Origin of the sequence: Hymenobacter volaticus, from assembly GCF_022921055.1 — a bacterium.
Classification (GTDB): domain Bacteria; phylum Bacteroidota; class Bacteroidia; order Cytophagales; family Hymenobacteraceae; genus Hymenobacter; species Hymenobacter volaticus.
On record NZ_CP095061.1, the window covers coordinates 2,877,842 to 2,899,793 of the forward strand.

General features: G+C 51.9%; 19 protein-coding genes. 12 read left to right on the top strand and 7 right to left on the bottom strand.

Annotated elements, in window-relative coordinates:
- Positions 1–18: 18 nt before the first annotated feature.
- A complete protein-coding gene (locus tag MUN86_RS12545) occupies positions 19–216 on the bottom strand; it encodes a helix-turn-helix transcriptional regulator (RefSeq protein WP_245118228.1) in 198 nt (65 codons plus the stop codon).
- Positions 217–463: 247 nt separating this feature from the next.
- On the bottom strand, positions 464–751 hold the full coding sequence (locus MUN86_RS12550; RefSeq protein ID WP_245118230.1) for a hypothetical protein: 288 nt from the start codon (positions 749–751) through the stop codon (positions 464–466).
- 142 nt (positions 752–893) lie between these two features.
- Between MUN86_RS12550 and MUN86_RS12555 the strand changes: the two genes are divergently transcribed.
- From MUN86_RS12555 to MUN86_RS12575, 5 genes are all read left to right on the top strand, one after another.
- Positions 894–1,349 (top strand): helix-turn-helix domain-containing protein, encoded by a 456-nt coding sequence (locus tag MUN86_RS12555; protein ID WP_245118232.1) that lies wholly within the window; start codon positions 894–896, stop codon positions 1,347–1,349.
- 5 nt (positions 1,350–1,354) lie between these two features.
- On the top strand, positions 1,355–1,594 hold the full coding sequence (locus MUN86_RS12560) for a hypothetical protein (RefSeq protein ID WP_245118234.1): 240 nt from the start codon (positions 1,355–1,357) through the stop codon (positions 1,592–1,594).
- Positions 1,595–2,041: 447 nt separating this feature from the next.
- On the top strand, positions 2,042–2,662 hold the full coding sequence (locus MUN86_RS12565; protein WP_245118236.1) for a DUF4468 domain-containing protein: 621 nt from the start codon (positions 2,042–2,044) through the stop codon (positions 2,660–2,662).
- 25 nt (positions 2,663–2,687) lie between these two features.
- Positions 2,688–3,167, top strand: coding sequence for a DUF262 domain-containing protein (locus MUN86_RS12570; protein ID WP_245118238.1), 480 nt, complete (start codon positions 2,688–2,690; stop codon positions 3,165–3,167).
- Positions 3,158–3,445: a site-specific integrase gene (locus tag MUN86_RS12575; RefSeq protein ID WP_245118240.1), complete on the top strand. Its 288-nt coding sequence runs from the start codon at positions 3,158–3,160 to the stop codon at positions 3,443–3,445. Before MUN86_RS12570 ends, MUN86_RS12575 begins: the two co-directional genes overlap by 10 nt.
- A 219-nt stretch (positions 3,446–3,664) precedes the next feature.
- Here the strand turns inward: MUN86_RS12575 and MUN86_RS12580 are convergent, their stop codons facing one another.
- Positions 3,665–5,854 carry a glutamine synthetase III family protein gene (locus MUN86_RS12580; RefSeq protein WP_245118242.1) on the bottom strand — a complete coding sequence of 730 codons (2,190 nt, stop codon included), beginning with the start codon at positions 5,852–5,854 and terminating at the stop codon, positions 3,665–3,667.
- A gap of 315 nt (positions 5,855–6,169) precedes the next feature.
- On the opposite strand from MUN86_RS12580, the gene MUN86_RS31200 reads away from it, so the two are divergent.
- The 5 genes from MUN86_RS31200 (at position 6,170) to MUN86_RS12600 (ending at position 10,635) form a co-directional block, all read left to right on the top strand.
- On the top strand, positions 6,170–7,294 hold the full coding sequence (locus MUN86_RS31200; RefSeq protein ID WP_280640517.1) for an LTA synthase family protein: 1,125 nt from the start codon (positions 6,170–6,172) through the stop codon (positions 7,292–7,294).
- Entirely contained in the window at positions 7,291–8,028 is a 738-nt protein-coding gene (locus tag MUN86_RS31205; protein WP_280640518.1) for an LTA synthase family protein, read from the top strand. Before MUN86_RS31200 ends, MUN86_RS31205 begins: the two co-directional genes overlap by 4 nt.
- A gap of 204 nt (positions 8,029–8,232) precedes the next feature.
- A complete protein-coding gene (locus tag MUN86_RS12590) occupies positions 8,233–9,258 on the top strand; it encodes a glycoside hydrolase family protein (RefSeq protein WP_245118243.1) in 1,026 nt (341 codons plus the stop codon).
- A 73-nt stretch (positions 9,259–9,331) separates the two neighbouring features.
- On the top strand, positions 9,332–9,685 hold the full coding sequence (locus tag MUN86_RS12595) for a hypothetical protein (RefSeq protein WP_245118244.1): 354 nt from the start codon (positions 9,332–9,334) through the stop codon (positions 9,683–9,685).
- A 206-nt stretch (positions 9,686–9,891) separates the two neighbouring features.
- Positions 9,892–10,635, top strand: a complete 744-nt coding sequence (locus tag MUN86_RS12600; RefSeq protein ID WP_245118246.1) for a LytR/AlgR family response regulator transcription factor — start codon at positions 9,892–9,894, stop codon at positions 10,633–10,635.
- A 578-nt stretch (positions 10,636–11,213) separates the two neighbouring features.
- On the opposite strand, the gene MUN86_RS12605 is transcribed toward MUN86_RS12600, so the two are convergent.
- Complete coding sequence (locus tag MUN86_RS12605; RefSeq protein WP_245118248.1) at positions 11,214–13,976, bottom strand: PAS domain-containing hybrid sensor histidine kinase/response regulator; 2,763 nt, start codon at positions 13,974–13,976, stop codon at positions 11,214–11,216.
- 202 nt (positions 13,977–14,178) lie between these two features.
- Complete coding sequence (locus MUN86_RS12610) at positions 14,179–15,681, bottom strand: L,D-transpeptidase family protein (RefSeq protein WP_245118249.1); 1,503 nt, start codon at positions 15,679–15,681, stop codon at positions 14,179–14,181.
- Between the two features lie 331 nt (positions 15,682–16,012).
- On the opposite strand from MUN86_RS12610, the gene mtaB reads away from it, so the two are divergent.
- Entirely contained in the window at positions 16,013–17,353 is a 1,341-nt protein-coding gene (gene mtaB / locus MUN86_RS12615; protein WP_245118251.1) for a tRNA (N(6)-L-threonylcarbamoyladenosine(37)-C(2))-methylthiotransferase MtaB, read from the top strand.
- Positions 17,354–17,434: 81 nt separating this feature from the next.
- On the opposite strand, the gene MUN86_RS12620 is transcribed toward mtaB, so the two are convergent.
- Entirely contained in the window at positions 17,435–18,106 is a 672-nt protein-coding gene (locus MUN86_RS12620; RefSeq protein WP_245118253.1) for a helix-turn-helix transcriptional regulator, read from the bottom strand.
- 935 nt (positions 18,107–19,041) lie between these two features.
- Entirely contained in the window at positions 19,042–20,280 is a 1,239-nt protein-coding gene (locus tag MUN86_RS12625) for an ABC transporter permease (RefSeq protein WP_245118255.1), read from the bottom strand.
- Positions 20,281–20,592: 312 nt separating this feature from the next.
- Here MUN86_RS12625 and MUN86_RS12630 point away from each other — a divergent pair, with 312 nt between their 5' ends.
- Positions 20,593–21,867 (top strand): asparagine synthetase B, encoded by a 1,275-nt coding sequence (locus tag MUN86_RS12630; protein ID WP_245118257.1) that lies wholly within the window; start codon positions 20,593–20,595, stop codon positions 21,865–21,867.
- The last annotated feature ends 85 nt before the right edge of the window (positions 21,868–21,952 follow it).

Here is a 21,952-nt window from a genome sequence, read left to right on the forward strand (position 1 = left end):
CAGCATAGCTAGACCACCTCACTGCCCATACGCTGCGAGAGCGGGCCACGGGATACGGGGCTTATCGGGTGAGAAGAAGAATGCCTGGAGCGTGATCGTGCCGCCGTGCCGACCGACCTTGCCGATCTTCATCCAGCGCTGCACGGTAGCGCGACTCACGTCGCACTCGCTCATGGCATCCTCGATGCTGAGCAGACGCGGCGGAGCTGAAGTCACACCTCCCCTAGTCGGCACCGCCAACAGGCGTTGGGCCAACTGCTCGAGGCATTTTTCCAGGTGGTCGACCGTGACTAGCTCTTGCGGCGTCATAGCTTACTGGAGGTAGAAGATGAAAAGGCGGCATTTTAGTACTTGTGCCCAGCACTCCGTACTGCGCACTAACAGGGCAAAAACGAGCGCAAGATTCCGGGACCCTGCAGTCGTAGCTGCGGACCCTTGAGCAGGGATAGACGTTTTCATGGCCTTAGCGAGCTGCTGTAGCCAAAGGCAGTTGCTGCTGGTGGCCGGCCAGTAAAGCGGGTGGCAGCTCGTCCGCGAAGAGATAGGCACTCTTACCTTTGAAATGCTGCTGGAGCCAATCGCGCAAGTGTTTGGTCTCACCTACCGTCATACCAAGTCGGCCGCTGTTAGCCACTAACTGGTTGAAACGGTGTGAGGTCATGCCCCATTTTTCAAGTTGCTCCTTGGAGAAGCGAATTTCGACAACCCCTAAATCGGCGAAAATTTCTGATAATCGGTTCTTGGGCTCCATTCGATTTTTCAAAAAATGCCCTCTACTTTTTGATTTTCAGGGCTGATTTTTACAGATTTGAGCAATAGTAACACGACAAATGTATCATATTTGTCAAATAGTAAAAACTTTTTAACTAATAATTTTTGGCAAATAGAACAAAATGTTGCTGCTAGGTAAAAGGATTGAACAATTCGCTCAAAAAAGAGGATTTAAGCCGGCAGATTTAGCAGCTGCTATAGATGTGAGTTTAAATTATGTGTACAAACTGTATAAAAGTGAGCATCTCAATACAGAGTTGCTACAGAAGCTTAGCTCTGCTTTAGATATTCCAATGGCTAGCTTTTTTCAAGATGATGGAGCCTCAGCCGCTACTATTTCTCAGACGGGTTTCGCCAACGTATCTGGAACTGGCAACCGCCAAAAAATAATGCCCGGCACTGAGAGCACCGGACACACTAATTTGTCTACGAATACCAACGATCTAGCTAGTAAGTTGGCTGATTGTGAGAAAGATAAGCTATCTCTTGCCCGCGAACTCGACATTACCCGTGAGTTGGTGCGAGCTAAGGATGAGATGATTACGCTGCTACGTAGCAGCCGCGATAATTCTAATTAGACTGTATGACCGACGAACAATTTGAGGCGCTTACGAAGCAGCTATCACGCATTATTGATAATCAAATTATTATTGGCAACAACCTCAGCCGCGTCGAAAACAAACTCAACACGCTCCAGGAGGATATGGGCGTGAGTATCCGCAATGAGAATATTCTCGGTCATGACCAAGACAAGCTCATTGCGGACGTCAAAGAGGTGCTGCGGCTACTTAATAAGTATATTGATTTGAACACCCGCACCTGAAGCGACTGCTCGGGTGAAAACTTCGAGGGCAACTGTAGCTTTACTGTCAAACCGGATGCTTTCGCTTTGCCCATTTCGACTTGTAGTTGCTCGACTAGATGCTTGATACTGGTGGCTAGCTCTTGTTTGGTGCTCTCTGCCATATTGGTAAGATTAGATTTTTACAAACCTACTATGTGACTCTAAACCGTTTTGGGACGTAAAAATGCTAGATACTGCACGTGCTAATTACTCATCCAATTACTTCAACTTCAATTGAAAAATACACCAATAACTATATTTAATAAGGAGCAGCTTATTCTATTACTGTGTCTTGCTACACCAGTTATATCAAAGGCACAAAAACTTCAGGCTACCGAACCAGCACGCACTTACCAAGTAGGTCCACAAAAAGCGCCGCTTTACCGTAGCGCCGCCGACACTTCCGACGTCAAAGTGCCCTTTCACTTGGCAGCAAACTCTAATGCCACAGTGGTAGGCCACTACTCCCCACGCTGGCTAGTAGTGAAGCGCCAAGGCTTCCTTTACCTGGCTCCCAGTGCCATGCTTTTTTCTCCTGATGGGCCCACAAGGCTGCTGGACGGCACAGTTTTACCCTTTGACTCAGATACCAAGAGAATTAGCTATCAGGGTGTGGTGGAAGTGCCTGGCACCACCAAAGACCAACTTTATGTCCGCGCTTACGAATGGCTAGCGAAAACTTACCGCTCAGCCAATGCCGTTATCCAGATGCAGGACAAGGAAGCAGGCCGGCTAGTGGGCAAAGGCGTGATGAAGGTTACGCTCAGGGGCTTTAATGCTGGCTACGTGCAGCATACCATTACGATCTACCTAAAAGACGGCCGATATAAATACATCTTGACCGATTTCGCTCACGAGGCTGGCGGAGCCAAAGACGTCTATTCGGCGGGGCCTCTTGAACGGCCAGACGGCGAAGTAATGGCTTTTGGGGATAAGAAAACGTGGGACAAGGTGAGGCGCGATGCTACTGCTGATGCCGAATTGCTAATAAAGGATTTGCAAGCAGCTATGACTGTAAAAGCTGGGAAAGACCCTAGTGACTTCTAAGAACTAAATAGCTGAACTGCACTTCATGGCAACTAGAAAGATTGATGGGAAAGCTTACTCTATTGGCGAAATCTTGAAAAGAGGCGTCCAATATCGAGTACCTACATACCAACGCGACTTTGCATGGACAACTGACCAAATAGAAACATTATGGGATGATATTATACGTGCACTTAATAATGAAAAGAAAGAATACTTTTTAGGTGCAATTGTAACTAGCCATACCGATGATATGAAGAAGAGAGATATCGTCGATGGTCAGCAGAGACTTACTGCATTATCAATGATTTTCTCGGGTATTGTAAATACATGGAAAAATCGTGGCGACGGTCAACGCTCGCAATTAGTTAGAACTGAATATTTAGGGGACGTTGATATAAGAACGTTGGCAGTAACACCAAAGCTAACTTTAAATGAAAACAATGAATGCCGTGCTCGACCGCTGGAGCAAAGCCGCCACCGATTCCTTATTTCGATGACGACGTGTTCAAGCCGGTGGCCTTAACAGAAAAGTACGCCCCACAGGCCTTGCCCACCTGCCTGCCCGTAGTGGCCACGCTCGATGACTACCTGCCCCACATTGCCAAGCTCGCCGGCATCACCCAGCTTACCTCTAAGATTGGCCGCAAGACGTTTGCCACCCTCAAGATATTTCAGGGTGTACCCCAGCGGCAGGTGATGCTAGCCACTGGTCACACCACCGAAAAAAGTTTTAACCGCTACCTGGGCATTGATGAGCAGGAGCTGGTAGACATCTACAGACGCACAGCCCGTCGGATATAAAAAGTGGTGGCAAAACTGGTGGCAGGTCCGTGCTTAACGGTGCATAACCCTGCTTAACGCTAAAATTAAAAAGGGCTCCTATGCTAGCGCAGAAGCCCTTTCCTTATGCATGAATATGCAGGCAACAAAAAAAGCCGCCCCCACCCGGAAACGGCTTTTTTGAAATCGATGCGCGGAGAAAATTCCCACCCAACTCCGGCCCGATTCTGTACCCTGTGTTTAGTGCCGGAACAAAAGTTCGCGGTACTTCACGAGGGGCCAGTCCTCATCGGCTACCATCAGCTCTAGTTTGTCAACTGAGCGGCGAATGGTGTCGAAATGTGCTTTGACATTGTCGCAATAGGCTAAAGCCCGTTCGCGAGTGTCATCAATCTTGTTGGCTACTTTGCGTGCATTCGTCATCTCATCCACTGTGGTCTTGATGATGGTAATGTGGCGCGAAATAGCTTTAATGGTGTCTACGGTTACTTGCGTATCGGCGTCGTCGAGGCCTAACTCGCGCAGGCCGCGTACGTTGGTGATCAGCTTGGTTTGATAAGCTACCGCGGTAGGAATGATATGGTTGATGGCCAAATCACCCATTACACGGCTTTCTATTTGAATCTTTTTGATATACTCCTCGAGCAGAATTTCATGCCGTGCGTGCAACTCGACGTGTGAGAAAATCTTGTGGCGCTCAAACAAAGATAATGCATCTCCCGTTACCATCGCATCTAAAGCTTGCGGTGTAGTGGGCACATTAGCAAGACCTCGCTTAGCTGCCTCCTCTTTCCACTCGTCGGAGTAGCCATTGCCCTCGAAACGAATGTTCTTCGAGCTAATAACGTACTCGCGCAGCACTTCCACAATTGCCACTTCCTTCTTCTTGCCTTGATCGATGAGCTGATCTACCGACGTTTTGAAGTCGATAAGCTGGTCAGCTACAATGGCATTCAGCGTCGTCATAGCCGAAGAGCAGTTCGCAGATGAACCTACGGCGCGCAACTCGAATTTGTTGCCGGTGAAAGCGAAGGGCGACGTACGGTTACGGTCGGTATTGTCGAGCAAGATGGCCGGAATCTTGTCGATACCTAGCTTCAGGTAGATGTTGTCGCCTTTGTCGAGCGGCAGCTTGGCCGTGCGCTCCAACTCATCTAATACCGAGTCCAGCATCGAGCCCACGAACACCGACATGATAGCCGGCGGAGCTTCGTTGGCACCGAGGCGGTGGTCATTCGAGGCGGAAGCAATGCTAGAGCGCAGCAGTTCGCCGTAGGTGTGTACCGCCTTAATGGTGCTGATGAAGAACGCCAGGAACTGCAAGTTCTCTTTCGGGCGGCGACCAGGGGCCAATAGGTTTACACCCGTATCGGTGCTCATTGCCCAGTTGTTGTGCTTGCCCGAGCCATTCACGCCTGCAAAAGGCTTCTCGTGCAGCAGCGCCCGGAAGTTGTGCCGATCAGCCGTCCGCTCCATGATGTCCATCAGGAGTTGATTGTGGTCAACGGCGAGGTTGGCATCTTCGAAAGTAGGAGCGCACTCGAACTGGTGCGGCGCTACTTCGTTGTGGCGGGTCCGCAGTGGCACGCCAAGTTTGGTAGCTTCTTCTTCGAAGTCTAACATGAAGGCATGCACCCGAGCTGGAATCGAACCAAAGTAATGATCTTCCAACTGCTGGCCTTTTGCTGGCGCATGGCCAAACAGCGTGCGACCAGTCATGACGAGGTCAGGGCGAGCGGCATACAGGGCCTTATCAACCAGGAAGTATTCCTGCTCAATGCCTAACGTGGTGTGTACGCGGCTTACATCTTTATCGAAGTAGTGGCACACGTCAACAGCTGCTCTCTCTAGCGCCGCCAACGACTTCAGTAGGGGCGCCTTATAGTCCAGTGCTTCACCGGTGTAGGCCACGAAGATCGTAGGAATGCACAGGGTTTTGGCACCGGCAGTCTCGATAATAAAGGCAGGCGAAGTTGGGTCCCAAGCCGTGTAACCACGAGCCTCGAATGTGTTGCGAATGCCGCCGTTTGGAAACGACGAAGCGTCTGGCTCCTGCTGAACCAGCGCGGAACCTTTGAAATTTTCTATTGGACGACCGTCCGAATTTAAATCAAAAAACGAATCATGCTTCTCGGCCGTTGCGCCGGTTAGCGGCTGAAACCAGTGCGTGTAGTGCGTAGCACCCTTCGACATTGCCCAGGTCTTCATGGCAGAAGCTACTGCGTCGGCTACGCTATGCTCTACTGGAGAACTTTGTTTGATGGCTGCCTGTAGCTTCTTGAAGTACTCACCGGGCATTGTTGCCCGCATCGCTTCCAGATTGAAGACATTTTTGCCGAATGTGTCGGAGCGACGCTCACCATTGCCCTCTATTATCAGCGGTTTACGCTGGTCAACTAACTCGAGTGCTTTGAAGCGAAGAATTGCCATGTAAGGGTGAGAAGGTTAAGATGAGCCGTTTTTGATGATGGCAAATGTGAAGCGCATTTTTTGCTTTTCCAAACTCACCCTTCGAAATTCGGAAGTTATTTTTCAATTATTCATCTTTTTTCATCATCACCCCCTTTAAAATCGGTACCATTTCAGAAAAATTAATAGAAATATGGAGCTTAGGGGTATTTCGGAATCGATTGCGCAACTTGACAAAAGTACTTCATGCAGCTGTTTCGGTAGCCGTAGGAACTAGCCCCCGCAAATCTGGGTAGCTACCCTCCATTCCGGGCCGATGACCGTTACCTTTGCTCCGTGAAAAACCGATTTCAGTTCCAGTGGCGCTACTTTCTGTTTTGGCTAGCTTATTTCGTAGTAGCCAAGGCGCTGTTTTTGCTCTATCACTTCTCTAAATCAGCTGCTTTACCGGCCCCTACGCTTGCCGGCATATTTGGCTATGGCTTGCGGCTAGATGCTTCCACAACGGCCTATCTGAGCGTTGTTCCTTTCACGCTCTTCATCTTGGGCTCCTTGCTTGGGCCGCGCTTTCCGTTTGGGGCGCTTGTTAAAAGCTATACGGCAGTAGCCGCGCTGCTGGTAGCCTTACTAAGTATTGCCGACTTGGAACTGTACCGGGTGTGGGGCTTCCGGATGGACGCTACCCCATTGCAATATTTAAGCTCTCCTACCGAAATGGCAGCATCTGCCGGAAGTGCGCCTTTGCTGGTACTTGGGTTGGCCCTGGTAGTACTTTTGGTGGCAGGCGTACTCCTATATAATAAGGTAGTAGGGAAAGTACCACCGTTACCAGCTGGCTTTGGTCGTGGACGGGCGGCGCTGGCAGGCCTGCTTTACACGGCTTTGCTGGTTGTGCCGCTGCGGGGTGGCCTGCAGCAAATTCCTATTAACCAGAGCGACGTATATTTCTCTGCTGTTCCGTTTGCCAACCACGCAGCGGTCAATTTGCCTTGGAACGTCGCCAATTCTGTGCGGCTGCGTGATAAAAACACCGATCGTTATCGCTTCATGCCCGACTCGACGGCTACGCGCCTTGTGCGGCCCCTCTATACCTATACTCAAGCAACCCCCGATTCCTTGACCCACGCTTTGTTGCGCAGCAAGCATCCCAATGTGGTGTTCATCATCTTGGAGAGCTTCACATCCAAGTTAGTGGGTAGCGTGGGCGGCGAGTCAGGCGTAACACCAAATTTGGATAGCCTGGCTCGCACGGGAGTTTTATTCAATAACATATACGCCGCCGGCGACCGAAGCCAAAAAGGATTGGTGGCGCTGTTATCCGGCTTTCCTAACCAGCCCAACAACAGTATCATCAAGTATCCGCGCAAAACGGAACAGCTAGCTCACCTATGTCAGTCGCTGAAACAAGTCGGTTATAGCTCCCACTATTACTATGGGGAGAACTGGCTTTTGCCAACATGAAAAGCTACATCGTAACGGCTGGCTACGACAAACTAACTGAGCGCGACGACTTTCTTAAAAGTCAGCAAAACTCGAAGTGGGGCGCCCACGACCATATTGTGTTCGACCGGGTGCTGCAGGATCTTAATTCGCAGCCGCAACCTTTCTTTAGCACTATTTTCACGCTGAGCAGCCACGAGCCGTTCGAGATTCCTATTGCGCGCAAATTCAAGGGCACCGACGAAACGGCGCTATTCCGCAACTCCGTATACTATACCGACTGGGCCCTCGGGCGCTTTCTGCAGGAAGCCCGCCGCCAGCCCTGGTACGACAATACGTTGCTAGTACTTGCGGCAGACCACGGCCATCAACTGCCAGGCGATAATTCTGTGGAAGATCCGGCTAAGTTTCGGATTCCGCTGGTACTGGCCGGCGGGGCGCTACGCCCCGAGGTGCGGGGCCGTGTAGTATCGGACCTGGGCTCCCAGACCGATGTGGTTGCCACCCTGCTAGCACAGTTGCACCTTCCTACGACCCCCTACCGCTGGAGCCGCGACCTGCTGCGCCCCGTGCGTCAGCCGTCGGCGTTTTATTGCTACACCGATGGCTTCGGCTTCGCTACGCCCGCTGGCCTACTGCTCTTCGATAATGTCTCGCGCCGAGAAATTAGGCGCGACACAGGCGTCCCAACTAGTCAGTTGCAACAGGGCCAAGCATATGAGCAATTAACGTACGCGGACTATCTAGCGAAATAATTTAGTGAAGGAGGCCGAAGCTGCTTTGATCTCCAGTACAACTCGCTGCTTGCCAACAAAGCACATTGCTTCCGATTAAGTGCTCTCTTGGTTGAAGCGCCGCAGGAGAGCACAGGATAGCTGCGCTGCTTAGAAGCTGCTATTTGGAAGTGGAAAAGGGCGCTCTATTGCTTTTCCCATGTCACCTCTATTCTCTTAGTTAGGATGCTTCTTCTCCTACGCTGCCTGCTCTTTCTGCTGCTCTTGGTTCCCACTACTATGCAAGCGCAGCAGAAACCGGTTGGCAAACTTGCACCCAAGCCGTTGTTTCGGGACCCGATTTACGATGGTGCCGCCGACCCAGTGGTTATCTGGAATAGGAAAGAGAAGAAATGGTTTATGTTTTACACCAACCGCCGCGCCACTGATACCACGGCGGCGGGGGTTACGTGGGTGCATGGCACGCGCATTGGCATTGCCGAATCAGAAGATGGTGGAGCTACTTGGCGTTACCGCGACACGGCCAACATCAATTACCGCCCCACGCCACAGTACACGCACTGGGCTCCCGAGGTAATAGAAGACAAAGGAGTGTACCACATGTTTCTAACGTACGTGCCCGGCATTTTCACCGACTGGAATCACGCGCGCAGCATCTTGCACCTAACAAGTTCGGACCTGCTGAATTGGAAGTACGAGTCGAGTTTGGTGCTGGCTACCGATAAAGTGATTGACGCTTGCGTGTACCAGCTGCCCGATGGCACGTGGCGAATGTGGTACAACAACGAACGGGATGGCAAAAGCATTTATTACGCCGACAGTCCCGACCTCTACCACTGGCAAGACAAAGGCAAAGCCTTGACTGAGCGCGGCGAAGGCCCCAAAGTATTCCAGTGGCAGGGCCGCTACTGGATGGCGATTGATAAATGGAAAGGTTTGGGGGTTTACAGTTCCTCGGACCTCAAGCAGTGGCAGGCCCAGCCCGAACGTCTACTCGAATTACCTGGCAAAGGCCCTTTCGATCAGGCTATTGGCGGCCACCCTGACGTGCTAGTGCAAGGCGACCGAGCGTTCCTGCTCTATTTCACTCATCCTGGCCGCACTTCCGCTAGTAACGGCATCGACCCCAAACGCAGCCTGATTCAGGTAGTAGAGCTGCATTACCAAGCGGGTAAGCTGACTGCCGACCGTGACCAACCTACGTATATAAAGCTCACTCCACCAGCCGCCCGCAAACGTCTGAAGCCGTAGCACTGCTATTGCCATCGTCTTGGTGAGCAGCTAAAACCAACCGGAATTCAGGCGTGCTCAGCCTCTTTTGCCCATGACTGAACTACTGTTTGTTTATAATGCTGACAGCGGCTTTTTAAACGGGGCAATGGACGCATTCCACAAAATTCTGTCGCCTAAGACCTATCCCTGCTCACTGTGTGCCGTTACGTATGGCAACACCAGTATGCGGACTGAATGGAAACACTACATCCAGTCTTTGCCCGTGCAAACCCGATTTCTGCACCGGGACGAATTCTTGGCAGAATTTCCTCGGCTAGGAGAATATCCGTTGCCTGCTGCATTTCAAGAAACGGGTGAGGGGTGGCAGCTCTTTTTATCGAAAACAGAGCTTGACAACCTGGATTTGCCGGGTTTGATGGAAACAATAACGGCCCGCCTTGCTTGAACTATTCGTGTAGTGATACTACCAACGGAGCGTACGAGCCAGAGTACAACAGACCAAGGCACAGTTTTTTCGTACTAGGTAATAGTCCACCTGCGTAGCTGCACCTGCTATCCACGCCTGCCCGTTGCTTTAGGAACTACGGATTCACTTCAGGCGCAATGGATTCTGAGCGGGTCTACGTAGCACGCCAAGCTTATTGATCTGCTATGCCGACCACTCCCTCCCGCCTCACTTGCGTTATCATCGACGACAACGAAATGAATCGTCTGACGCTGGAGCACTTTGTGGAACTCACCGATTCTCTCACCTTAATGGCCTCGTTTTCGGGCAGCATAGAAGCCTTGGCCTTTCTCAAATCCAATCCGTCGGTGGATGTGCTGCTGCTCGATATTGAAATGCCGCATCTTTCGGGCTTGGACTTGGTGAAAATTCTACCCCAACCGCAGCCCGAGGTTATTCTTGTTACCTCGCACCGCGACTTTGCGGTAGAAGCCTTCGCCCTGCGCGTGGCCGACTACCTAGTAAAACCGGTAGAGTATGCACGCTTTGTCCAAGCTATGAGCTTAGCTGCCGACCGACGCGCCGCATCCAAAGCGCCTCCCTCTGAACCCAGCGCCGAAGCGCAAGTACCTGCTCAAGGCTCGGTACTCTTCGTGAAGGTAAACAACAAGCTGGTGCGCCTCAACTTCGACGAGGTGCTCTATATTGAAGCGATGTCGACGTACTCAGTAATTGTAACGCTCACTCAAAAGCACATTGTGTATGCTTCCCTCAAAGCCTTGGAGCAACGCCTACCATTTGCTCACTTCCGGCGGGTGCACCGTTCGTATGTTGTCAACACGCACCGTATTTCGTTTATCGAAGACAATATGCTGGTGTTAGGCCCCTACGAAGTGCCAGTGGGCAAATCGTATCAGGAAGAATTCTTCCGAAGTCTGCCCAACTTATAGCCTTTAGAGGCCCTCTAAAAAGAAACCGGCCCCATACTCTGTTTTGAGTTTGGGGCCGGTTTCTTTTCGCACCTCAAGAACAGAGTATGAAAAACAACCTGATTGACTGCGTGGTAGCAAGCGGTTAGTAAAGGGTTCCTGCGCTAGCAGATGCGTTGCTCAACAGCAACAATACCGTTAGTAGTATGGTGAGAAAACCTGCTAAGTAGAAGCGAGAATACCGATGAATGTTGTCGATCAGTCTTGAAGAGAAAGAAGAAGTGGTAATCATAGCCATGATGTGCTCTGGGACCTAGTACTGTGCTTGTGGTTATGGATACAAACCTAGCTACTACTGCCTCTCTTATGTGAATATTTCGCTAAACAATAGTCTCTGCTACATGAACGGCCAGTTTATCTATGCGAACGAATAGCACTAACACAGGATTCATTTGCTTGGCATAACCAGGCACAAAAACAGATTACAGTAAAGTGCAATATTTATGAATTTGTTCAATCCTATAATTCACTGCTACCACGTGCATTAGCAAGTGTCTTCACTCTACTTTTTTACTCTAGAATCCAGTGTTGATGAACTTCTATCCCCCTACTGTAGACAACTCAGAAGGCAATTCCTGCAACGCCTGCTCTACCGCCTTCAACAACTCATTTAACGCCTGCTTCAAGCTCTCTGATTGAAGAGGATCTGCCTCGGACGCCGTGTGATGTACACGCTCCAGTATGGCGACCGGCTCATCAGTACCAGCAACTGCCAGGGCAATTAAATTAGGCTTGATATGGTGTATGAGGCGAGCTACCTCGTGCCAATTATCGGCCGCAGCGGCAGCGCGTAGCTCCTGTACGTTGATGGGAATGTTGGTGAGAAAAGACCGAATAAAGCGCTCTACAAACACGGTACGGCCCTGAGCTAGCTCCCGCAAATGACTCAGATCGTACGTTGGAGTAGTTGTTCTACCTAGTAGCACTTCTATTTTGTGGTACAGTTCTTCTTCGTCGAAAGGCTTGGCCAGATAGTCGTTGAAGCCGCCGGCAAGATAGCGCTCTATATCAGCGCGGAAGGCATTGGCGGTAACTGCAATAACCGGCGTAGCAGCCCGCTCAGCATTGGGCATTTCTCGCAAGCGTTGCGTTACCTCCACTCCGCTCATACCGGGCATCTGAATGTCCATTAGCACCACATCATAGGTATATTGCTCCAGCAACGTCAAGGCAGCCGGGCCGCTCGTGGCTTCCTCCAGCACCACTCCCCAAGGCTCTAACATCATGCGGGCCACCGTGCGGTTGATGTGGTTGTCCTCAACGAGCAGTATTCGGATGCCAGCCAGGCTGCCCGTATCAACAGTTTCGTCGATTGAAGACGGTAGGGCCTCGGCTGGCGCTTTAGGCAAGGTCAGCGTAAAAGCAAAGGTGCTTCCTTTGCCTACTTCACTTTCCAGGACCAGTCGCCCCCCCATCTGCTCTACGAGTCCTCGTGAAATGGTGAGCCCTAAACCAGTGCCGCCGTGCTGCCGGGCAGTGTCGGCGTATGCTTGGGCGAAGCTCTCGAAGATGTAGGCTTGCTTTTCGGGCGCGATACCGGGACCGGTGTCTTGCACACTAAAGCGCACAGTAAGCGTATCTTCAGTTTCGCTGAGCATTTCGCCCTTGATGGTAATTCGCCCCTGCGACGTGAATTTCACGGCGTTGCCCACCAGGTTTATCAAGATTTGGTTGAGTCGGTGCGCATCGCCTATTATCCAAGGCACCGGGCACGAATTGCGCAGCGGCACGCCTACCACTTCCAAGCCTTTCTCTTGCGCTTGCAAAACCAGGGGTTGCACAGCGGCTTCCATGGATTGGCAGAGGTTGAAAGGTAATTGCTCTAGTTCCAGTTTTCCCGCCGTGATTTTAGCCATTTCGAGCACATCGTTCAGCACGGCCAGTAGGTGCTGACCCGACGAACGGATAATGCGAACTAGCTCTTGCTGACGGGCGTCGAGGCGGGTTTTGGCTAATTGAGCCGTCATGCCTAGCACCCCGTTCATGGGGGTCCTAATTTCGTGGCTCATGTTGGCCAGGAAGTTTTCGCGGGCCCGCGCGGTGGCTTCGGCTTCCTGCCGGGCCCGCTTCATTTCCTGCTCGGCCCGTACCCGGTCGGTTATGTCATGCGAGTGCGAAATCACGTAGGGTGCTTGCCCTGGTTGGCGCACCACGAAGTTGCGCGACAAGAGGTAGCGCAGTTCCTTACCGCCCTCAGGCTGTATCCGCATCACGCCTTCTGCTTCACCTTCCATTGCCATGCGCGCGAGCTGAGCATCGAAATTTTCGCGGTCATCAGCCAGCAGGTATGTAGCAACGTGCTGGCCCAGGAGTTCAGCACTTGGCCGGCCGATCAGCGCCGCCAAAGCGGGATTCACGGAAAGAACTATGCCGTTGAGGTCGTATGTGCAAATCAGTGCCTGCGCATAATACACCAAGTCGCGGTACTTTTTTTCGCTTTGCGTCAGCGTGTGCTGCGCCTGTTTGAGCGCGGTGATATCGGTACTCACCCCTAATATATCAAGGGTACCATCGGGGCGCTGAAGCGGGCACTTCACGCTCTGAAACCAACGCTTCTCTCCTGTAGGCAGCGTGATAGGGTCTTCGGTTATCACTTCTTCGCCGGTGGCCAGCACGTAGGCATCGGCGCGAGCATAATGGGCTCGTTCGCGGGCTTCCTGGCTTTCCGGATCGGCAGCAGCGCGGTCTTCCCGATTGCCCAGGGTCTGCTGGAAGTCGCGCATGGCCCGGTTAGCAAACGTAACGCGGGCGTCGGCATCGCGCACGTAGATAAGATTAGGGGAGGTATCGAGCACAAGCTGAGTGAACTCCTGCTGCTCCCTCAAACGTGCTTCGCTGGCCCGTAGGCTTTCTTCCGCCTGCACCCGTGCCGTGATGTCGGCGAGGTAGATGTTCACACAATCTTCCTTCTCGAATGGCACTACGTAGGCCTGCAAGTAATATTGCCGGGTCCGTACTTCAGCTTGCTGAGGCTGCCCCAGCCGCACACTGCGCCTTGCTAAACTTCCAAGTCGAATGTGCAGTTCGTAGAGTTCGGCCTCGGAAAGCTGACTGCGAAGCTGCTGGGCAGCGGGGTTAGTATACACTTGTTCGCCCGCCAGGTTGAGGCGCAGCAATGGATTCGGGTTTAGCTCAGGAATGCGGGCCAGCATGCGCAGCTGTACTATGTCAGGTTCGGCCGCTGTTTGGGTAGAGGAGGCAACTGCGGCTTGCTCCAACTCTCGAATGCGCTGCTGCGCCTGGGCTAGCTCATGCTGCAGTTGTTCGAGAGATTCAGATTGGGACGGCGAGGGAGCATTCATAGGGTACGAAATAACTTTCAACCTACTGCCTAACGCAACAAGACGAAAAGTGTAGGAATCGAGACGCTTGCTAGGTGAATTTGGAAAGTAAAATATAACGCAAAAGCTCGCCCCTTCACGACAATCCGAATGGAAACGTGACAGGGCGAGCTTTCAATTGCTCATGCGGAGTCGAAAAGGACTACCATTCTTGAACGCTACTTTAGCGCAAAGCCAGTGCAGTAGGCGCAACGGCCTCCCCTTGCCAAGCTTGAGTCAGTGCTTGGTCGCGGCCGTAAATATCGGGCAGCACCCGGAGCCGGTCGCCATCGGCTTCACAAGTAAGGTAGCGCACCATCAGCGGCACGGGCGCCTGCAAGCCGAATCCTTTGGTTTCGCTGCGGTTGAGGCTAGTTTGCAGATCGTGGTTGAGGTCGTCGGCACGGGCAGGATTGTCGCGCTGCAACAGGAAGCGGGCCAGTTCCAACGGTTTCTCAACCCGGATACAGCCGTGGCTCAACGCACGGTTGGTGGCCCGAAAAGCTGCTTTGGTGGGCGTATCGTGCAAATAGATGGAGTATGGATTAGCAAACCGAAACACCACATTGCCCAGCGCATTGTCGGCTGATGGCAACTGACGGATTTGGTAGGTGAACGTTTCGGGCTGTACCTGTTTCCAATTCACCCGGTACGGATTCACGCGCTTACCGGCCGCCGTGAACAGTTCAAACCCTCTTTCCGTCAAGCTGCTTGGGTCGCGCCGGAGCTTGGGTAGCATTTCGTTGGCGCTAATGCTTTGGGGCACACGCCACTCTGGGGCCGCCTGGAAAAAAGTCAGGCGGCTGAAAAGTTCTGGCGTCGGCGTTTCCGTTTTGCCTACTACCACGCGGTGAGTGGCCACCACCTTGGCCCCCCGCACCACTTGCAGGCTATAGGCTGGAATATTAACTACCAAGTAGAGCGAGTCGGCGCGTGGTTCCCAGCGCAGACGCTCCAGGTTTAGCGCCACAGGTAAAGCCACGCGCTTGGCGGCCGCGCTATCGGTTTGTAGCAAGCGCTGCCAGGCCCACATTAGGCGCACATAGCTGCGTGAAGTAGGCTGAGCAGTCAGCATGTACTCCGTGAAATGGCCGCTGCGCACGGCCTGTTGCAAATGGGCCACAGCGTCGAACACCAACTCGCCAACGGGCTGGGCCGGGCGGAGGCTAGAGTCAGTGATGCGGCCATCGTGGAGGTGGTACGCGAAGCGCAGCAGAGCGGCGGTAATCTGCTGCTCGGTCCGCACGCGCAACTGCATCGACTCCGTGCCACTGTGGCTCAACGAATCCAGCATGGCCTGCAACAGGGCTACATTGTACTCGGCAGGCTTGAGCCCATAGCGTTGCGCCTGGGTTAGCAGTTGCAGAGCCGCTTGGGCTTCTGGCGTCGGGCCGCCGGGCTGCGTCCAAACCGGAGCATACTCCAAGCGGGAATAGAATGCGCTAACTGAACCTGCACCGGCCTTAGCTGCCTGCGTACGCAGTTCAGTGGCTACGCTGGCATCCAGTGGCTCCGTGGTTCGGCCCATACCGAATGCGTCCACACTCACTGAAGCTAACACTAGAAATAGTACCCCAGCGTGCCGCAAACCTGCCCCAGCCGATTTGGCAACTGCTGGCAGCGCCTCAATTCGGCGCTGAAACCGAGGAAGCAGTATTTGAAGCAGAATGTGTAAAGAAGTTTTCATAGCAGGAAAGCGGAGCAGTAACTGGAGGTCTTTATAAAACCTTGATCAAAGCTACCTCGGCGACTTTCCCTATGTCTGGATACTAGTCCAACGTATTATAATACCATGCGAACAAGTGGAATTTGTAGTTAAACGTTTGGATATATTCCAGCATCTAGCTTCCTCCACTGTCTATCCGACCACGACATTTGGCTCGGCAGTGTAACTCCGAGACATGGGCCGCTTCTACCTTTTAAAGCAACTCAGGTTATGATAGGGCTAGCCAACTCTATACAAGTGTGGATTCATGAAACTTTCAAAGGCCAGTAAGCTGTATCTTTGCAGCCTTATTATGGAAACGAAGAAAGTTGCCTTTTATACGTTGGGCTGCAAGCTCAACTTCTCGGAAACGTCAGCCATCGGTCGGCAATTCGAGGACCATGGCTTCGAGAAAGTAGCCTTCGAAGACGCGGCCGACATTTACGTCATCAACACCTGCTCCGTCACAGACCACGCCGACCGTAAGTGTCGGAAAGTGGTAAAAGAAGCCTTGAAGCACAACCCCGACGCGTTTGTAACGGTGGTAGGCTGCTATGCGCAGCTTAAGCCGCAGGAAATTGCCGAGATTCCTGGGGTACATGCCGTTTTAGGCGCGGCCGAAAAATTTCAGTTGGTTGAAACGCTGGCCGGCTTTCGCAAGCCCACACCAGGCGAGCCAGGCCGAGTATACGCTTCTCCTATTTCGGCGGCTACCGAGTTTCATGCGGCGCAGTCCTACGGCGAGCGGACCCGCACCTTCTTGAAAGTGCAAGACGGCTGCGACTATTCCTGTTCGTTCTGCACCATCCCGCTGGCCCGCGGCCACAGCCGCTCCAACTCTGTGCAGAGCGTAGTGGACCGGGTGCAAGCCCTAGCCGGAACCGGCGTCAAGGAAATCGTGCTAACTGGCGTTAATCTGGGCGATTTTGGCTTGCAGGGCCCGGAGCGCGAGCGAAAAGAAAATTTCTATGATTTGGTACAGGCGTTAGACGAAGTGGAAGGCATCGAGCGGTTCCGCATTAGCAGTTGCGAGCCTAACTTGTTGTCCGACGAGATTATTCGGTTTGTAGCGCGCTCCAAGCGGTTCATGCCCCATTTTCATATCCCATTGCAGTCGGGCTCCAACAAGATTCTGGGATTGATGCGCCGCCGTTACCGCCGTGAGTTGTACGTGGAGCGGGTTCAGCTCATCAAGGAGGTGATGCCCCACGCCTGTATTGGGGTTGATGTGATTGTGGGCTTTCCGGGCGAAACCGAGGCCGATTTTCTGGATACCTATCAGTTTCTCAACGATTTGGACGTAAGCTACCTGCACGTCTTTCCGTACTCAGAGCGCGAAAACACATTGGCTCCTACCTTGCCCGGCCGCGTGCAGGACCGCCACCGCCACGACCGCACTACACAATTGCGTAGCCTCTCGGAAAAGAAAAAGCGTTGTTTCTACGAACAGCACGTAGGCGTTGAAACCGCCGTACTGTTCGAGGACGATGTAACCAACGGTCATATGGAAGGCTTCACGCCCAATTATATCCGGGTTACGGCCAAATACGACCCTTTGCTAGTTGGCGAACTAAAGCGCTTGCGCCTGACAGCCGTAAATCCGCAAAACCTGATGGAAGCTGAAGAGCTAGGCATAGAGGTTTTTCAGCACTAGCAGCAGCTAATAGCATAATGGATAAAGAAAAGACCTGGCTCCTAATACTGAAGCCAGGCCTTTTCTTTATCCATTATGCTATTAACGTACCAGTTGCCGCTGCATCAGATCCATCATCTGCTGCATAAGGCGCTGCTGTTCTTGCAAGTGTTGATTACGCAATTCTGCCATAGCTAGCTGGTGAGCCATCTGCTGCGTGTAAAGCGCCGTTTGCCAACTTGTATCGCTAGTCGCAGCAACCGTTGTGGGTGCGGCCTCTGCTGTTGGACTGGCTACCGCAGCTTGTGACACCGGCTGGATGGGCATTGGCGTTACTGGTTCACTTACTACTGGTGGCGCTTCGGCTGCTGGCTTTGCGGCAGGAGGTGCCGCTTGCACTTGATCCGGTTGAGGTGCTGCTTTTGGTTTTAGTTCTTGCGCTGCCTCAGTCGACGGAACTGGAGCTATGGTTACTGCTGTGGGCGGAGCAGCTTTGGCGGCTGAAGTTAATCTAGCCTCCTGAACCGAAGCACTGTTCTTACTCTCATCAGTCAGCATCGGACCTTCACCCTGCAACAGCCAATCTTTGGAAACATTTGGATAAACCTCAAACACCTTGCGCAAAAGATCAAACCCCGGTTTATTTCTTTCATCTACCAGATGCTGAATAACCGTAGCTGTCTTGTCTAACGACGCAGCAAAAGCATTTTTGCTTATCCCCAAATGAGCAATAAGCTGAGTAAAGCGTTGACCTACAGTTTCTGACTCTGCCATAGATTGATATATTTACAACAAATGTATAAAATATATCCATACGGTAGCAAAGGCCCTATTAACTGGCTGCTCTCGTTGTTTTAAACCTATAGATGTAGCTGCTACCAGCAGTTTTGATATTGAGGTGCAATCAAATACCAAGCTGTAACAGATTTCTATGTGGCTTATTATTGAGTATTATATACGCCTTGATTATTGCGAGATAAGCCAGTCTTTCTACACTATCAACCTTTCTCTGCAGATTAGAGGATGCGGCTCTACATCATTCGGCATTCTGTTGCTATCTACTTGCGCAAAACATCATGACTCGCAGAAACGCTATTCAAAGTAGTCGTTCAGACGCGCGAGAAGTACAATCTTATTTTAGGTTGTCCCTAGGCGTTTAACCATTGGCGGTAATAGCAGACAACTTTTGTAGTTGGTGCCTAGGTTCTATACAAGGAGTTACATGGTGTGTATAGAACCGCTCTTTATTCCATGGAAATGAAATTGGACTCTACTAGCCTATTCAATCCTCGAGCAGACAGGCTGACCTCGAGCAGATAGGCTGATACAGTAGCTACAATAACAACTTATGATACAGCACTGATAGTCTTATTGGCCTGTGGAAACCATAGTATCATTTAAAAACGAACGTCTTTATAATGCTTTATAGTCATGGCTCCAGCCCGGTGGGACAAGTACAATTCTTCGCACAAAGCACATTATAAGAGCTGCGGCGGTAGCTACACTGAAAGCAACTGAGCAGTTAAGGTCAGGCCGTGGCCATCCGAAAACCAAAAGCAAAAATGAGGTAACTAGAGTATCTAGACCTCTGTGCGCACCTGCTATTGATGGTGCTTCCTACTATTTGATGCTTTGCTTTGAAATGGCATGTCTCCCTCAGCATCAGATTGAAAGCTGGAGAAACTCAAACAAGTTGCTTTGCCCCTACTCTACTCGTAGCGCAGACTTTCAATAGGATCGAGGCCAGCGGCTTTGCTGGCGGGGTAATATCCCGAGGCTAATCCTACCGTGACGCAGATGACGAGCCCTAAAATCATCCAGAACCAAGGCACCAGGAAAGTGCCCTCGCCTACAAACAACGACACGGCATTACCCATTGAGACGCCCAGGATGATGCCGAGCATTCCCCCCATAAGGCAAATAACAATGGCTTCAATCAGGAATTGCTGCCGGATCTGGAAGGCTGTTGCACCTAACGCTTTGCGGATACCAATTTCGCGGGTGCGCTCAGTTACCGACACCATCATGATATTCATCAACGCAATGCTGGCACCAAGCAGGGTAATAAACCCAACCAAGAAACCACCCATTTTCAGTCCCCCCGACAGTTCGTCGAGCGTAGCGGCCATAGAGTCGGACCGCTCTACATTGAAGCTGTCTTCCTGCCCTAAAGGATCGTGGCGCACGGCACGCATAATGCCGGTAGCTTGACCGGTCAGATAGTTGAGCTCCTCGGGCTTGGGAGTAGCCGTTTTCACGTCGAAAGTGAGGGCGCGCTGGCGCGGGAGTTGGTTGCCCGTTTCCAGCGGAATCAGCACGAGACGGTCGGCGCCGCCACCCTGGCCGGTGCTGCCACTTTTTTCAAGCATTCCAACTACCAGAAAACGGCGGCCCAGCAGATAAACGTACTTGCCGAGCGGACTCTCGGTGGGATAAAGTTTGTCTTTAACTTCCGAACCAATTATGGCCACGTTGGTGCCATTCTCTAGTTCTAGCGGCGAGAACACCCGCCCTATTCCTAGGTTATAACTTTGAATCTGCAAGTAGTTCTCGTCGCCGGCAACCACTTGCACGTTTGGGTTGGTTTTCTGGCCGTTGGCTTTTACTTCGGTAGCGCCCGAGATAAAAGCAGAAACACCCACCTTCGCCTCGTCGCCGAGGGCTTGCTTATACTTTTTGGCTTGCAGCAGACTGATTGGCGGATAGATCCGGCCTTGTACCCCACCTCGCCGGAACCGGTTGGTGTAGCCTTTGGCCTTCATTTCAAAGGAGTTGGCTCCTAAACTGGCAAAGGTTTGATTCAGAGAATACTTCATGGCGTCGATAGCCGTTAGAATCCCGACCAAAGCCATGATGCCGATGCTCACAATGAGGGCCGTTAGTACGGTGCGCAACAGATTACTTTGAATGGAACGGAAAGCCTCCTTGATGTTTTCTAGCAGATGCATAACGACCGAACAAAAAGGCGCGAGCGGCGCGAACTCCAGCTTAACAACCAAAATAGCCGTTCTAGGAGCTGGATGGGACACGCAATGTAGTGGGTTTCCGGCAGATTTAAGTTGCCCCTAATTGACGTTAGCAGATGCCAACGATATTTGATTATTTTAATTTTATAGTTTCTACAATAGGTCCAAGTTTCGAACATTATTCCTTAAATTAGGCTTCACTGAAGACGTGGATATACTTTCCACCTTGCTTTATTTTCAGCTTGCCGGACGCTTTTAGTAGCATTTTAGCGTTCGATACTCAACCTCTGCTTTATGCCTTTTCCTCGTCTTCTGTTGCTTCTACTGGTTATCACCGGCTTAGCTGCTCCCATGACGGCTCGCGCCAATCATGTGCTTATTCCGATGGATGACACGCAGAAAGAGCACCTTAAAGCCTATGGCATCGCTTACTGGCTGCTTACCAAGCAGGTAGAAGTAGACTGGCTGCTCAATTATCGTGGTGGCTCTTTTGCCTGTGAGGTAGCGGCAGGCGTGGAAAATGAAATGGCGGTGCGCAACGTCACCTACCAAGTCATCAGCGAAGCACAATACACCAGCATTCTTTCGGAAATAGCCGATCCCAATGCCAATATGGATGTGATGAAGCTAGAGAAGGTACCTAAGATTGCGGTGTACACGCCCAAAGGCAAGCAGCCCTGGGACGACGCCGTGACGATGGTGTTAGGCTACGCTGAAATTCCCTACGACCAAATTTATGACGATGAGGTGTTAGACGGTAAACTGCCTAAATACGACTGGCTGCACTTACACCACGAAGACTTCACCGGTCAAAACGGCAAGTTTTACGCTATGTACCGCAACCGGCCCTGGTACCAGCAGCAGATCCGGGATTCCGAAGCCGCTGCCAAGCGCCACGGCTTCAGCAAAACGTCGCAGATGAAGGCGGCCGTAGTAACCAAAATGCAGGAGTTTATTGCCGGGGGCGGCTTTCAGTTTGCCATGTGCTCGGCCACCGACACCTACGATATTGCCTTAGCGGGCTTGGGCTTAGATATGGTAGAAAGTATGTACGACGGCGACCCCGCCGATCCTAGTGCGCAAAGCAAGCTCAATTTCAACCGCACGCTGGCTTTCAAGGACTTCCAAATTGTGCGCGACCCGTACCAGTACGAGTTTAGCAACATCGATATGGACATGCGTGAGCGGGGTGTGTACGAAGACAACGACTACTTCCAACTCTTCACCTTTTCGGCCAAGTACGACCCAGTGCCGACCATGCTCACCCAAGACCATGAGAAAACCATCAAGGGCTTTATGGGCCAGACCACAGCATTCCGCAAAAGTCTGATTAAGTCGGATGTGGTGGTGATGGGCGACAACAAGGCCTCGGGTGAGGTACGCTACATGCACGGCACGCTCGGCAAAGGCACCTGGACTTTCTATGGCGGCCACGACCCCGAAGACTACCAGCACTTGGTGGAAGAAGAACCTACCGACTTAGCGCTGCATCCCAATTCGCCTGGTTATCGCCTGATTTTGAACAACGTACTGTTCCCGGCCGCCAAGAAAAAGAAGCAGAAAACCTGATTTGTAGCGTAGTAAAAACGTATCCTTCCGCTGAAGAAAGAATCCGGTAAGCCTCTCGACGGCTCCACTTGGGTTCTTTCTGCAG